This is a genomic window from Ruegeria sp. AF7 (genome assembly GCF_056541885.1).
Map to the genome: position 1 here is coordinate 83,428 of NZ_JBQFYX010000005.1, position 13,806 is coordinate 97,233.

General features: G+C 58.8%; 13 protein-coding genes and 1 riboswitch. Of the genes, 6 read left to right on the forward strand and 7 right to left on the reverse strand.

The features are described from left to right. From ACR0AP_RS11680 to cysQ, 6 genes are all read right to left on the reverse strand, one after another. Positions 1-1,701, reverse strand: coding sequence for a DUF5927 domain-containing protein (locus ACR0AP_RS11680; RefSeq protein ID WP_480506877.1), 1,701 nt, complete (start codon positions 1,699-1,701; stop codon positions 1-3). Next, positions 1,698-2,684: a glycosyltransferase family 2 protein gene (locus tag ACR0AP_RS11685; RefSeq protein ID WP_480506948.1), complete on the reverse strand. Its 987-nt coding sequence runs from the start codon at positions 2,682-2,684 to the stop codon at positions 1,698-1,700. The genes ACR0AP_RS11680 and ACR0AP_RS11685 overlap by 4 nt, the downstream gene beginning before the upstream one ends. A 185-nt stretch (positions 2,685-2,869) precedes the next feature. After that, positions 2,870-3,913, reverse strand: coding sequence for a glycosyltransferase family 2 protein (locus ACR0AP_RS11690; protein ID WP_480506878.1), 1,044 nt, complete (start codon positions 3,911-3,913; stop codon positions 2,870-2,872). A gap of 7 nt (positions 3,914-3,920) precedes the next feature. Beyond that, entirely contained in the window at positions 3,921-4,904 is a 984-nt protein-coding gene (gene galE / locus ACR0AP_RS11695; protein WP_480506879.1) for a UDP-glucose 4-epimerase GalE, read from the reverse strand. Between the two features lie 71 nt (positions 4,905-4,975). Further along, positions 4,976-5,776: a 3-deoxy-manno-octulosonate cytidylyltransferase family protein gene (locus ACR0AP_RS11700; RefSeq protein WP_267364430.1), complete on the reverse strand. Its 801-nt coding sequence runs from the start codon at positions 5,774-5,776 to the stop codon at positions 4,976-4,978. After that, positions 5,776-6,573: a 3'(2'),5'-bisphosphate nucleotidase CysQ gene (gene cysQ / locus ACR0AP_RS11705; protein WP_480506880.1), complete on the reverse strand. Its 798-nt coding sequence runs from the start codon at positions 6,571-6,573 to the stop codon at positions 5,776-5,778. The genes ACR0AP_RS11700 and cysQ overlap by 1 nt, the downstream gene beginning before the upstream one ends. Positions 6,574-6,695: 122 nt before the next feature. On the opposite strand from cysQ, the gene ACR0AP_RS11710 reads away from it, so the two are divergent. Then, entirely contained in the window at positions 6,696-7,520 is an 825-nt protein-coding gene (locus tag ACR0AP_RS11710) for an ABC transporter permease (RefSeq protein WP_267364436.1), read from the forward strand. Here ACR0AP_RS11710 and ACR0AP_RS11715 read toward each other — a convergent pair. Then, a complete protein-coding gene (locus tag ACR0AP_RS11715) occupies positions 7,517-8,119 on the reverse strand; it encodes an alpha-ketoglutarate-dependent dioxygenase AlkB family protein (RefSeq protein ID WP_480506881.1) in 603 nt (200 codons plus the stop codon). The two genes, ACR0AP_RS11710 and ACR0AP_RS11715, sit on opposite strands and share 4 nt — an antisense overlap. 212 nt (positions 8,120-8,331) lie before the next feature. On the opposite strand from ACR0AP_RS11715, the gene dnaK reads away from it, so the two are divergent. From dnaK to thiS, 5 genes are all read left to right on the forward strand, one after another. Then, entirely contained in the window at positions 8,332-10,239 is a 1,908-nt protein-coding gene (gene dnaK / locus ACR0AP_RS11720; RefSeq protein ID WP_480506882.1) for a molecular chaperone DnaK, read from the forward strand. 74 nt (positions 10,240-10,313) lie between these two features. Beyond that, positions 10,314-11,459 carry a molecular chaperone DnaJ gene (gene dnaJ / locus ACR0AP_RS11725; protein ID WP_209598968.1) on the forward strand — a complete coding sequence of 382 codons (1,146 nt, stop codon included), beginning with the start codon at positions 10,314-10,316 and terminating at the stop codon, positions 11,457-11,459. Positions 11,460-11,700: 241 nt separating this feature from the next. Then, positions 11,701-11,805, forward strand: a riboswitch (TPP riboswitch). Between the two features lie 44 nt (positions 11,806-11,849). Beyond that, positions 11,850-12,653: a bifunctional hydroxymethylpyrimidine kinase/phosphomethylpyrimidine kinase gene (gene thiD / locus ACR0AP_RS11730; protein ID WP_480506883.1), complete on the forward strand. Its 804-nt coding sequence runs from the start codon at positions 11,850-11,852 to the stop codon at positions 12,651-12,653. Next, positions 12,650-13,627, forward strand: a complete 978-nt coding sequence (gene thiO / locus ACR0AP_RS11735) for a glycine oxidase ThiO (protein ID WP_480506884.1) — start codon at positions 12,650-12,652, stop codon at positions 13,625-13,627. The genes thiD and thiO overlap by 4 nt, the downstream gene beginning before the upstream one ends. Then, on the forward strand, positions 13,611-13,805 hold the full coding sequence (thiS, locus tag ACR0AP_RS11740; protein ID WP_480506885.1) for a sulfur carrier protein ThiS: 195 nt from the start codon (positions 13,611-13,613) through the stop codon (positions 13,803-13,805). Before thiO ends, thiS begins: the two co-directional genes overlap by 17 nt. The last annotated feature ends 1 nt before the right edge of the window (position 13,806 follow it).

Sequence of the window (13,806 nt, forward strand, 5' to 3'; positions counted from 1 at the left end):
TTACTGCACCAGATAGGGTTTGCGATAGGGTTTCGTCTGATGGCCGAACACATCGTCCGAAGGGAAATCGCCCATCAGGTAAGGGTGCATACCCTGATTCTTGAGGTTTTGCAGGAACTTCCCGAAGCCGGACAGATCGACCATTGTGGGCGCTTCTGTCAGGTGACTGGCTTGATGCGCGCCAATCTCATCCAAGATCGCCTGCAAGGGCTCCATCGGCGCTTCAATGAAATCGGCCAGAGACCAGCTGCGCATCCGCGCCTTGGTCCAGACCGAGGTCAAAACCTCAAGCTGTTTGGTTTCGATCTGTTGCAGACGCGCGGCCTCGCTCCGGATGTCCGAGAAGTTCAGGTTTGACCGGAACAGCGGAATTGCCCAGGCCCCTGTGATGACCGAGATTTGCGCATTCTTGTCCCGCGCCAGAAACCAGTTGATGTCCTGCGTGTCGCGGGGGCTGAACTGGAAACACTGGCGCTCGCCCCGTGTGTTCCAGATCAGGTTCGACAGAAAGGCCGTTGGATTGTAATCCCGCAGCAAAGCACAATCGCTGAGCGCACCGTTTGTGATGGTTTCACCCTTTGCAAATTCCGCACGCTCGGGTCCGAACAGGTGCCCGTGCACGCGTGTGCCAGTGGCCGCGGCCAGCCAATCTTCGAAGTCTTCAAACAGTTCGGAAAAGCCCTGAAATACGGAATAGGGAGACGAGGTAAGGCCGTTTTCACTGCCGTGCCGGGGAAACCGGCTTTGCATGTACAGCCCGTCACGCCCCCGCGTCCGCCGCTCGACCGCCTTGGAAAACACCCGGTCAATCTTGCCGGGATTGGGTTCGGCCGGTTTCATCGCACTTGCCTGATCGGTCAGAAACGCCTGATACAGCCGTTCCGCACGGGGCCAGATCTTGCGGGCAACAAAACAGTCTGACCGCCGCAGCAATTGCAGATGGTCGTCGTAGAAGATGTGCGGGCGGCCCTGATAGTCGAACTTGGACAGGGTCAGGGATCGGCTCTCGATATGCGTGGAATACAGCCGCGCCAATGTCTGGAAATAGCTTTCATCCGGAATCCAAACATGGCGGAAGTAGCTGTCATATTGTTTGCGCTTGGGGTCCTGCAAAATGGCAGACAGTGTTTGACGGGTCAGGCACCACCACTGGCTGCCCATATGCGGGACCAAACCGTCGGGGATTTTCCGGCGAAACCCGACCGCGCGCTGAAGCTTTACATATGCGTCGAACAATCCGCGCTGTTTTCGCCAGGAAAACGGGAACCGCAGCGTAAACCGTTCATGATCCAACCCGCCGATTGTCCAGCTGACATCAGATGTTGTCGCGCTTTCGATGAAATCGACACGGGGCCGGTCGGCCAGGTAGTCAATCAACTCCTGAACCGGGCGCAGCGGCAGGCAGGCCCCCGACGACAGGAAGACGTGGCGCGTTTCCGGAAATTGCTCCAGCATCAGTTCGGACGCGGTTTGTGAGGCGGCAACGATGCCCCACCCACCCCAGTCGCATTGATGCCGGTCGGAAAATGCGATCCGGGGATTGTCCGAACAGGATGCAACACATCGCGCGTATTCTTCACTCGGTACTTTGCGATCCACATGGATCACAACCGGGCATCCGGCAGCGGTCCAATGGCGCGCCACCTGTTCGGCCCGGTCCAGCGAGGTATGAACCAGCATGACGATGCCCAGACCGCTCATGCCCAGTTTCCTTTTGACATCAGTCCCAGAATCTCAAGCTGCCGCCAGTTGATATAGGCCTCGGACCACTCGCACCAGAATACGGGTTTGTCTTCAAGCTGTTTGGCATAGGCCTCGTATTCACCCGAACCGCCATAGTGCTGGCCGCGTTTCAATTCTTCGCGCGCCTTGTCGCCAAGGGTGTCGATCAGCTTGGCATGAAGCAACGAACCGCTGGCCTTTTCCCCACCCCATTCGTCGTACACCTGATTCAGCCCGCGCGGCAAAAGCGAGTGGGTCGAGCTGACATAGACATACCGCCGATCCCATTTGACCAGCGGGATCTTGTTCAGTGCCGGAGCTTTGGATGGCTTGTCGCGAAAGAACACACGCGCCCGCGCGCCCCCCTGAATCCACAGGTTCTTGTAATCCGGGTTCTTGGTGATCGTGTAATTCCCCGGATCGAACCACCGCGCAATCTCAAAGGGATCCTGCCCCTCGCGATAGGTTTCGGCATCCACGGGTCCTTCGGGGTACATGTCGATCAGCATGGTGCCGAAGCTGCGTACGGCACTTCCGTCCAGCCAGTCTGTCAGGGCGCGGATCGGGCGGGTGTCGCAAAAGGGGTAGATAAAAAACTCATCCGGGTCGACGCTCAGAACCCAGTGTCCATGCGCGTATTTGCGCAGAATGTAATTGGACCAGTCCAGACCATAGCTTGCACGTTTGTAGCTGGTTGTCGTCCGCCAGACCGATACATCGGCTTGCTCTTTCAGGAACCCGAAACTGCCGTCATTGCTGTCATTGTCGATGAACAGAAAATGGTCGATGCCCAGTTTGCGGTAATATTCCAGAAAATAGGGCAGCCGAATTTTCTCGTTACGCACAACGCTCATCAACAGGATATCGTCACGGCGGATGGCAGACGTGTTGTTGCTGGCGGGCTTAAGTTCGTGCCGACGTCTGAGGCAGCGCAGAATACGGCGCTTGCGCCGCAATCTCATCTTGTATGAATCAAACAGGCTCACGCGACTGCCCAACCTTTATTATGACGCGAGCTTTCCCCGAACCCGCCGCGACCGCTGGTGCGACAGGACATTGTCGGTTTATGCCACTTCTACCTCTTCTGAGGCAACTTTTTTAAACCCCGGAAGTGGTAAAGGTGCCGTTGATCCCTTTGGATTTGTTTTCAACACCAGCCGCCGTCACGCATCAGCCCCAGCTCCAGCAACTGCGACCAGCCGGCATAGCGCACCGATTGCGGGGTCCACATGTCTGGTTGATTGAGTATCTGATCGTAATACGCGCCGAACTGGTTCGGGTCATGAAAATGCTGGCGGCGCAGCTTTTCAGTTTTGGATTTTTCAATAATGTCCGGCAGAAATTTCGTGTGCAGCAGAACGCCGGACGGGGTGTCGCCGGCTGGCCCGTCATACACTGCGTTCAGGCGGCGGGGCAGGGCGGAATGGCACGAGTTTACATAGGCATATCGCCGCGACCAGCGCATCAGCGGGATCTTGTTCAGCGTCGGGGATCGTTGCTGTATCTGGGCAAAAAACACCCGCTCGCGTGCGCCGCCCTGAACCCACAGGTTTCCCATCGGGCTTTGCCGCTGTGCGCGATACGGTCCCGCGTCAAACCAGTTCAGCACCTTGGTCGGGTCCGTGTCCGGGTCATAGGTTTGGCCGCCCAACGGCCCCTTTGGATACAGATCCAACATCAATGCGCCAAACCCGGCCCGCCCCTGCCGGTCCAGCCATTCTGTGAGCTCATGCAAGGAATGGTGGTCGTGCCGGGCATAAACCAGCAGCTCATCCGCGTCGACCATCAGGCACCAATGGCCATGGCCGTATCGCATCTGTAGCCAGCTGAGCCAGTCCAGCCCAAAGCGTGATCCGCGATAGCTGGACCGGGTCTGCCAAAGGGAAACATCCGGTTGATCCTGCAGAAATTCAGCCGATCCGTCATCGCTGCCGTTGTCGACGATCAGAAAATGGCTCACGCCCAGCTGGCGATAGTGGTGGAAGAACCAGGGCAGGCGGGCGATTTCATTGCGCAAGGTGGTAAAGGCCAGAATGTCGTTTCCCCGTATACTGCTTGTCTGATCTTTCAGGCAGGTCAGTTGATGGCGGCTGCGCATCGAGCGCCAAAGAAGGCGTCGCCGTTTCCAGCGCAACCGGTATCCCTGTCGCCAACCGATATCAGGAAGTGTCTGAACCGTATTGGACGTCACCGGGGCCTCATTTCTCGTAGTGGCCGTTCTGATGCCAGCGCCAGGCATCCGCAATCATCGTCTCTAACGTTGATCTTTTCGGCTTCCACCCCAGTTCGGTTTGGGCGCGGACAGAGCCGGACACCAGCTTGGTGCAATCGCCCGCCCGTCGGGCACCAACCGAATACGGCACCGGGCGGTTGGTGACGGATTTGGAATGCTCGATCACTTCAAGCACGGAAAACCCCGAGCCGGTGCCCAGATTGAAAACACTGCTTTCTTTACCCTGTTCCAACCAGCCCAGCCCCAGAACATGTGCGTCGACCAGATCACAGACATGGACATAATCGCGAATACATGTGCCGTCCGGCGTATCGTAATCGGTGCCAAAAACGGTCAAACCCTCGCGCTTGCCATCAATCGCATCCAGCATCAGGGGGATCAGATGGGTTTCAGGCCGGTGAAACTCGCCCACTTCGCCTTCGGGATCGGCACCAGCAACGTTGAAATACCGAAAAATGACATGGCGCAGCCCATGGGCCGCTTCGAAATCCCTCAGGATGTCCTCGATCGCGCGCTTTGATGCACCATAGGCATTCAGCGGGTGTTGGGCGGTGGCCTCGTCCAGCACCACATTGTCATGTTCGCCATAGGTGGCGCATGTGGACGAGAACACGAAATCCAGACAGCCTGCCGCAACCGCAGCCTCGACCAGCGTCAGCGATCCGGTCACATTGTTCGACCAGTACAAACCGGGCTGCCGCATCGCGTCGCCCACTTGGCTGAGCGCCGCAAAATGCATCACCGCAACCGGCTTGTGTTTGGCAAATACCTCGTCCAGACGTGCCCGGTCCAACAGGTCGCCCTGTTCAAACGGCCCGTATTTCACCGCATCCTGCCAACCGGTGACCAGATTGTCGTAGGTCACGGGAACATAGCCCACCTGCGCAAGCGCCTTGCAGGCATGCGACCCGATATATCCGGCACCACCGGTCACGAGGATTGGTTTCATGAAGCGTCCTTTGGAACCAGATTGCCTGTTATCGAGATATGGAAATCGCGGGGCGTCATGGGCAAAACCGGCTATTCCAGCCCCATCGCGGCCATCATCTCTTCGATCTTGGGCACGTCCTGCGGGTTGTTCAGCTCCCAGAACTGACGGCCCTTGGCGTCAACCTCGACGCACAGAACCTTGCGGCCATTTTCCATGAACCTGAGCTGTTCAAGACCTTCCAGCTTTTCCAGAGGGCCCGTTGGCCAGCCCGGATAGGCCGCCAACGCATCAGGCCGATAGGCATAGACGCCGACGTGGTGAAACACCGGCGTGGGTTCATCCCCGCCATAGGTTTCTGAGGTGAAAGGCACGACCTCTTTCGAGAAATACATCGCGCTGTTGTCGCGCCCGAACACGGCGGTTGTTCCGCCAACACGGCCATGTTTGCGGTCATTCAGCAGGCTGTTCAAAGCGTCCCCGTCGCAACGCAGGACGGGTGTGGCCACGCCAGCATCGGGTGCCGCGCGCAGCCCTGTGATCAGGTCCTCGACAAACCAGTGCGGTGTCAGGGGTGCATCGCCCTGAAGGTTGACCACGATGTCATATCCGCTGCCCAGAACCTTGTGCGCCTCAGCACAGCGTTCGGTGCCGTTCTGGCAGTTTTCCGAGGTCATCACCACCTCGGCGCCAAAGCCTTCGGACAGCTCGCGGATGCGGTCGTCATCGGTTGCGACCACAACCCGGTCCACGCCCGCGACAGAAGTGGCCGCCCGCCAGGACCGTTCGATCAGTGTCATCGAAACGCCGGTCGCGCCGGTCAGCGGCACCAATGGCTTGCCCGGATAGCGGGTCGAGGCATAGCGGGCGGGGATGGCGATCAGAACTGACATCAGGCCTCCTTCAACTTAACACCCGGAGCGTACGCGATAAAAAACGGGTTCGCATAGCCCTCTTTGCCATAGAGAAGCGGCGCGTGATCGTCAAATCGCACAACCTGGCCTCCGGCCCCGGCCAGTACCGCGTGCCCTGCCGCCGTGTCCCACTCCATCGTGCGCCCGACCCGCGGATAAAGATCCGCCTCGCCCGTCGCAACCAAACAGAACTTGAGAGACGATCCCGCGCTTTTGCTGTCCCTGACCTGATACTTGTTGATGTAATCCTCGGTGGCCTGATCCCGGTGCGACTTTGACGCCACGACCAAAAGCGCGGAATTGTCCGGGTTAGAGACTGATATTGGGGTCGGGGTGCCGGGTGCATCCTTGTCAAACGCGCCCGTTTCCTCGACCGCCTGACCATCGGGCTGCGTATAGAACATGCGACCCCGCGCTGGCGCATAGACCACGCCCCGTGTCGGCGTTCCGTTCTCGACCAGTGCGATGTTGACGGTGAAATCGCCACGGCGGTTGATGAATTCCTTGGTGCCATCCAGCGGATCGACAATCAAAAAGGTATCCCCCTTTTCGGAATGCGAGGCGGCCTGTTCTTCGGTGATCAGCAGGATATCGGGGAAGGCCTGACGCAACCCGGCTGAAATCAGCGCATCGGCTGCCTCATCCGCTTCGGTCACAGGGCTGGAGTCTGATTTGACTTTGACGTCGAAATCGTCTGCCTCATAGATTTCCATGATCCTGTCGCCTGCCTCAAGGGCCAGACGCCGGATGACGGGAATAAGCGCGTCGTAGGTCACAAAAATGCTCCGTTCCTGTGGTTTGTTGATCCAAACTCGTGACCGACTTATGATGCGACGGTTACCGAACGGCAAGATATTCATGCCAGGTTAGGGACGACGAGGCAGGAAAGACCCTTTAAGTGTTCTATTACAAGCGCAATCAAACGCTGCTGGGCGGTGCACTGACGACTGCGGAACTGGTGTTCCACGCGGTGGTGCGGAACGTGCGCGCGCAGCATCCGAATGCGGTGATCGCGATCCTGCTTAACGTTGTGCAATTGCTGGTGATGATGGTCACCTTCTATCTGCTTATGTCGCTGATGGGCCGGGGCGGGGTCGCCAGGATCAGGGGCGAATTTCTGCTGTATGTCCTGTCGGGTGTGTTCCCGTTCATGTTGCACATACAATCGATCGGCGCGATTTCCGGGGTTGGATCCTCCAATAACCCGATGATGCTGCATTCGCCGATGAACGTAATGGTCACGATTCTCGCGGCGGCCTTCAGCACTTTCTATAAGTTCCTGCTGGCCATGTTCATCATCCTGTTCGTCTACAGTGTCGCGGTTGCTCCGCTTGAGGTGCAGAACCCCGGCGGCGCCTTCGCAATGCTGGTGCTGGCCTGGTTTACCGGCTGCGCGGTGGGGCTTGTGTTCATGGCGTTGAAACCGTGGGCCCCGACGACCGTTTCGATGCTAACCAATATATATCGCCGTCTGAACATGGTGTTTTCCGGCAAGATGTTCATTGCGAACGCATTGGGTGGCGGGCTGTTGATGATGTTTGCCTGGAACCCGCTGTTTCACATCATCGACCAGACCCGCGGGTTCGTGTTCCGCAACTATTATCCAAGAAACACCAGCTGGGAATACGCGGCCTGGGTTGGAATCGCCCTGTTGATGATCGGTCTTATGGGTGAATTCTTTACCCGTCAGCACGTCTCGAAAAGCTGGAATGCGCGCCGCTAACGCGCCACCCGCAGCGTAAGATTTATGCGCCCGCCTTTGGGCAGCAGGCGCGAGGATCCGAACCTGATCCGATCCACACCGTGATAGGCAAGCCGCGCCGGACCGCCCATGACGACCACATCCCCCGAGCTCAGCCAGATCGACTCGGTCTTGCCGCCGCGCGTCGTGCTGCCAATCCGAAACAAGGCATCGTCGCCCAGCGAAACCGACAGGACGGGCCATGAAAAATCTGCCTCGTCCTTGTCCTGGTGCAGGCCCATTTTTGCGCCTTCCCCGTAGTAGTTGATCAAACAGCAATCGGGCGCTCGCTCGGTGCTGACCAGATCGCGCCAGATATCCAGAATGGCGGCGGGGATTTCCGGCCAGTCACCACCTTTGGGGTGCTGATCCTGATACCGGTACCCCGCCTTGTCGGTCACCCAACCCAGATCGCCTGCCGAGGTCATCCGAACTGACATCTCCTTGCCCGAGGTGGTAACAGGCCGGAACAGGGGCGCGGCTTTCAGAATCGGGCGCAAATCCGCGATCACCCGCGACTGGGCCGCAGGATCAAGATAACCTTTCCTGATATCGAACCCCCGCAAAACCAATCGCGCCATTCCGGAAACCCCAATCCTTTCCAATTCCTTGCCAAAAAAGGCATCAGAATCCCTAAAACCTGCGTTCTACGGTGCTTGCAGGCCTCAGGTCTCGCCCTTATATACGCCGGGACGCGCGATGGTAGTGCTGTCGCGCACATCAGATCGGGGGCGGGATGCCGAAACGGGTCCTGTCGTCGAGACATCGCCTTGAAGAGAAAGGGATTGCAAAAATGGGAAAAGTAATCGGGATTGACCTCGGGACCACAAACTCGTGCGTGGCCATCATGGACGGTTCGCAGCCGAAGGTTATCGAAAACGCCGAAGGGGCGCGGACCACGCCCTCGATCGTCGCCTTCACTGAAGATGAGCGACTGGTCGGTCAGCCTGCAAAGCGTCAGGCGGTCACCAACCCCGACAACACGATCTTTGGCGTCAAGCGCCTGATCGGTCGTCGTGTGGATGATGCCGAAGTCGAAAAAGACAAGAAAATGGTGCCCTATACCATCGTTGATGGTGGCAATGGCGACGCATGGGTTCAGGCCCGCGGTGAAAAATACTCCCCAAGCCAGATTTCGGCCTTCACTCTGGGTAAGATGAAGGAAACCGCGGAAAGCTATCTGGGTGAGGAAGTCACGCAGGCGGTCATCACCGTTCCCGCATACTTCAACGACGCACAGCGTCAGGCCACCAAAGACGCCGGTAAAATCGCCGGTCTGGAAGTGCTGCGGATCATCAATGAACCGACAGCTGCCGCTCTGGCCTATGGTCTGGACAAGCAGGAAACCCAAACCATCGCAGTCTATGACCTTGGTGGCGGTACCTTCGACGTGACCATTCTGGAAATTGACGACGGCCTGTTCGAGGTCAAATCGACCAACGGCGACACCTTCCTGGGTGGTGAAGACTTTGACATGCGCATCGTCAACTACCTGGCGGATGAGTTCAAAAAGGAACACGGTGTCGATCTGTCTGCTGACAAGATGGCCTTGCAGCGTCTGAAAGAAGCCGCCGAAAAAGCCAAGATCGAACTCAGCTCGACCTCGCAGACCGAGATCAACCAGCCGTTCATCTCGATGGGTTCGAACGGTCAGCCGCTGCACATGGTCATGAAACTGACCCGTGCCAAGCTGGAATCCCTGGTCGGTGATCTGATCAAGAAGTCGATGAAGCCGTGCCAGGCTGCTCTGAAAGACGCCGGTCTGTCGGCTGCTGACGTGGACGAGGTTGTTCTGGTCGGTGGTATGACCCGGATGCCGAAAGTGATCGAAGAGGTCACGAAGTTCTTTGGCAAAGAGCCGCACAAGGGTGTGAACCCGGACGAAGTGGTTGCCATGGGTGCCGCCATTCAGGCCGGTGTTCTTCAGGGCGACGTCAAGGACGTGGTTCTGCTGGACGTGACCCCGCTGTCGCTGGGCATCGAGACGCTGGGTGGCGTGTTCACCCGCCTGATCGACCGCAACACCACGATCCCGACGAAAAAGTCTCAGGTCTTCTCGACCGCCGAGGACAACCAGAACGCCGTGACCATCCGCGTGTTCCAGGGCGAGCGTGAAATGGCTGCGGACAACAAGATCCTCGGTCAGTTCAACCTCGAAGACATCCCGCCCGCACCGCGTGGCATGCCCCAGATCGAGGTGACTTTTGACATCGACGCCAACGGCATTGTCTCGGTTTCGGCCAAGGACAAAGGCACCGGCAAGGAACAGAAGATCACAATCCAGGCATCGGGCGGTCTGTCCGACGAAGACATCGAAAAGATGGTCAAGGACGCCGAAGAGAACGCGGAAGCCGACAAGGAACGCCGCGAGCTGGTCGACGCCAAGAACCAGGCGGAAAGCCTCATCCACTCGACCGAAAAGTCGATGGAAGAGCATGCCGACAAGGTCGACCCGACCACGATCGAAGCTATCGAACTGGCGATCGCGGCACTCAAGGACGAGCTGGAAACCAACAATGCCGACAAGATCAAGTCTGGCATCCAGAACGTCACCGAAGCAGCGATGAAGCTGGGTGAGGCCATCTACAAGGCGCAGTCCGAAGAGGCCGAGGACGAGCCTGCCGCGGCAGATGCCGCACATGGTGATGACGATATCGTCGATGCCGAGTTCGAAGATCTGGACGACGACAAGCGTAACTAACGGGTAACCGGGCCAATGTAGGCCGGTCCGGATGCCGGGCCGGCCTATTTACGTTGAGGCAGAAGGAAATACTGATGTCAAAACGCGACTATTACGAAGTGCTCGGCGTGTCCAAGGGCGCTTCGGCGGATGAGATCAAGAAAGGCTTTCGCACGAAAGCCAAAGAGCTGCATCCGGACCGCAACAAGGACAACCCGGATGCCGAGGCGCAGTTCAAGGAAGCCAACGAGGCTTATGACGTGCTGCGCGATGCCGACAAAAAGGCGGCCTATGACCGCTTTGGCCACGCCGCCTTCGAAAACGGCATGGGCGGTGGTGGCCGACCTGGCGGCGGCTTTGGACAGGGCGATTTCTCCAGCGCGTTCTCGGATGTGTTCGATGACCTGTTCGGCGATTTCATGGGTGGGCAACGTGGCGGTGGCGGTCGACGCGCCGCGCGCGGCTCGGACCTGCGCTATAACCTGCGCGTATCGCTGGAAGAGGCGTTCTCGGGCCAGCAGAAAACCATCAATGTACCGACAGCCGTGGCCTGTTCTTCCTGCGAAGGAACCGGTGCAGAAGGCGGGGTCGAGCCGACAACCTGCCCCACCTGTTCCGGCATGGGCAAGGTACGGGCGCAACAGGGTTTCTTTACGGTCGAACGAACCTGCCCCACCTGCTCGGGTCTGGGTCAGATCATCAAGAACCCCTGCAAATCCTGTAAAGGTGCAGGCCGCGTCGAAAAAGATCGCGCCTTGTCGGTCAACATCCCCGCTGGTGTCGAAACCGGTACCCGTATTCGTCTGGCAGGTGAAGGCGAGGCCGGAATGCGCGGTGGCCCTCCGGGAGACCTCTACATCTTTGTGGAAGTGTCTGATCACAAATTGTTCGAACGCGACAGCGTGAACCTCTATTGCCGTGTACCGGTCAGCATGGCCAAGGCTGCGCTGGGCGGATCGATCGAGGTTCCGACAATCGATGGCGGGCGTGGGCGGGTGCAGATCCCGGCAGGCAGCCAGTCGGGCCGGCAAATGCGCCTGCGCGGCAAAGGCATGCCCGCACTGCGCGGCGGCGGTGTTGGCGACATGTTCATCGAACTGGCGGTTGAAACCCCGGTCAACCTGACCAGCCGCCAAAAAGAACTGCTGCGCGAGTTTGATGATCTGGGCGAAGACAACCACCCGGAATCAAAAAGCTTTTTCTCATCCGTCAAATCCTTCTGGGACGGCATGAAAAGCTGACAACCAGGGTTACCCGGGGGCTCTGCCCCCGCCGCCCGCTTCGGGCGCCTCCCCCGGGATATTTCCGGCCAGATGAAGCAGGGATCCTTTATTCATCTGGCTCCAAATATCCCGGAGCGCGAGGCAGAGCCTCGCAAAACACTCCCTAAAGACATTCAATTGGCCTTATCAGATGAGCAAAAGTGGCAACGCATTTGCCAAATTGGGTCTTGATTCCGACCGTCGACCCTGAAATTGTCCGCGACAACCGTTGGGGTGCCCGTATCAGGGCTGAGAGGCGCAACCGCGCTAACCCATCGAACCTGATCCGGGCAATTCCGGCGTAGGGAACGGTCTTATGAACACAGACGTTTTCCCTACCTCGTTGCCCAAAGAAGATGGAGCAACGACATGGCGGCAATTGCCCTGACCATTGCGGGGTCTGACAGCGGCGGAGGCGCCGGGATTCAGGCCGATCTGAAAGCGATGTCGGCGTTGGGTGTATTCGGCGCAAGCGTCATTACCGCCATTACGGCGCAGAACACGCAAGCCGTCACTGCGGTGCATGGGGTTCCGCTGGATGTCATTGCCGCTCAAATCCATGCTGTGCTGAGCGATCTGGACGTGAAGGCCATTAAGATCGGTATGCTTGCCACGCCAGAGATCATTCACACAGTGGCCCAAGGCCTGGAAACGTTCAAAGGGCCCGTTGTTCTTGATCCCGTCATGATCGCAAAATCCGGGGATGCGCTGTTGGCGCAGGAAGCGGTTCGGACGCTGCGCGAAGTGATGGTGCCAGCAGCGACTGTGCTGACGCCCAATCTGCCGGAAGCGGCATGTTTGTTGGATGCGACACCGGCGCAATCACCGGACGAGATGGCCGCACAAGGCCAGGCCCTTTGCGATCTGGGCGCGGGCGCGGTTTTGATGAAGGGCGGGCATGGGTCGGGCGATGTCTGCCACGATCTGTTGGTCGACCCCTCAGGCGTCGTGGCCGCATTTCAGGCCCCGCGTCAGAACACAAAAAACACCCACGGAACCGGCTGCACCCTGTCGTCGTCGATCGCTGCCGGTCTGGCCAGGGGCCTGCCGCTGAGAGATGCGGTTGCGCAGGCGCATGACTACCTTCAAGGGGCCATCGCGCAGGCGGATGAGCTGAAGATTGGTGCCGGGCACGGACCTGTGCACCATTTCCACCGGATCTGGCCCGCATGACACTCTGGTCGGTTATAGGTGCGGGCGTAACGGGTCTGGCCGTGGCCAGCGAGCTTGTGTCACGCGGGGCAAAGGTGCAGGTTTTCGATCCGGGCGGCCCGCCCGGCCCGCATGGGTGTTCCTGGTGGGCCGGGGGGATGCTGGCCCCCTGGTGTGAATACGAAAATGCCGAAGAACCGGTGCTGAGGCTGGGGCAGGAAGCCATCGAATGGTGGGCGCAGAGAACGCAGGTAAACAGACGTGGAACCCTTGTTGTTGCCAACGCGCGTGACCTGCCCGACCTGCGCCGGTTTGCGCGCCGAACCGAAGGGTACAGCGAGGTTGATCGGGCGAAAATATGCGAATTAGAGCCTGATCTGAGCAAGTTCGGTAAAGCTCTGTATTTTGAAAACGAAGCTCACCTTGATCCTCGTCAGGCGTTGCGCGATCTGCATCGTCACCTGCAAGGCGCAGGCGTGGAATTCCACCGAAAGCTGGCTCCGGTGCAACTGGACAACGCCATAGACTGCCGGGGCTTGCACGCGCGCGAATATCTGCACGACCTGCGCGGCGTGAAGGGTGAGATGCTGGTTCTTCGTTGCCCCGATGTGAACCTTTCGCGTCCGGTGCGGCTGTTGCACCCGCGGATGCCGCTTTACATCGTTCCGCGCGGGGATGGCGTCTACATGCTGGGCGCAACTATGATCGAATCCGAGGACAGCAGCCGCATCACCGCGCGTTCGATGCTGGAACTGCTCAGCGCGGCTTATGCCGTGAACCCGGCCTTTGGCGAGGCTGAGGTGCTGGAGATCGGCGTCGACCTGCGCCCCGCTTTCCCGGACAACCTGCCGCGTATCCGGCGATTGGGCCGGACAATTTATGCCAACGGGCTTTATCGCCATGGCTATCTGCTGGCCCCTGCACTGGCGCGGGGTGTCGCTGATCTGGCATTGGACAACACACATTCGGAGATGGTCGATGAAGATCGTGCTTAACGGCGAGACGCGCGATGTGCGCGCGGAAACCCTGTCGGATCTGTTGCTGGAATGCGGCTTCTCAGGCCGTGTGGCCACCGCCGTGAACGAAGATTTCGTGCCGTCAAGCCTGCGCGTTGGGCACAAACTGACCGATGGCGACCGGATCGAAGTTGTCGCGCCGATGCAGGGGGGCTGAG

Bases quoted from the DNA above. Each gene is read 5' to 3' on its own strand.
- ACR0AP_RS11680 (WP_480506877.1), bottom strand. From the start codon at position 1,701: ATGAGCGGTCTGGGCATCGTCATGCTGGTTCATACCTCGCTGGACCGG.
- ACR0AP_RS11685 (WP_480506948.1), bottom strand. From the start codon at position 2,684: ATGAGATTGCGGCGCAAGCGCCGTATTCTGCGCTGCCTCAGACGTCGG.
- galE (WP_480506879.1), bottom strand. From the start codon at position 4,904: ATGAAACCAATCCTCGTGACCGGTGGTGCCGGATATATCGGGTCGCAT.
- ACR0AP_RS11700 (WP_267364430.1), bottom strand. From the start codon at position 5,776: ATGTCAGTTCTGATCGCCATCCCCGCCCGCTATGCCTCGACCCGCTAT.
- ACR0AP_RS11715 (WP_480506881.1), bottom strand. From the start codon at position 8,119: ATGGCGCGATTGGTTTTGCGGGGGTTCGATATCAGGAAAGGTTATCTT.
- dnaK (WP_480506882.1), top strand. From the start codon at position 8,332: ATGGGAAAAGTAATCGGGATTGACCTCGGGACCACAAACTCGTGCGTG.
- dnaJ (WP_209598968.1), top strand. From the start codon at position 10,314: ATGTCAAAACGCGACTATTACGAAGTGCTCGGCGTGTCCAAGGGCGCT.
- thiD (WP_480506883.1), top strand. From the start codon at position 11,850: ATGGCGGCAATTGCCCTGACCATTGCGGGGTCTGACAGCGGCGGAGGC.
- thiO (WP_480506884.1), top strand. From the start codon at position 12,650: ATGACACTCTGGTCGGTTATAGGTGCGGGCGTAACGGGTCTGGCCGTG.
- thiS (WP_480506885.1), top strand. From the start codon at position 13,611: ATGAAGATCGTGCTTAACGGCGAGACGCGCGATGTGCGCGCGGAAACC.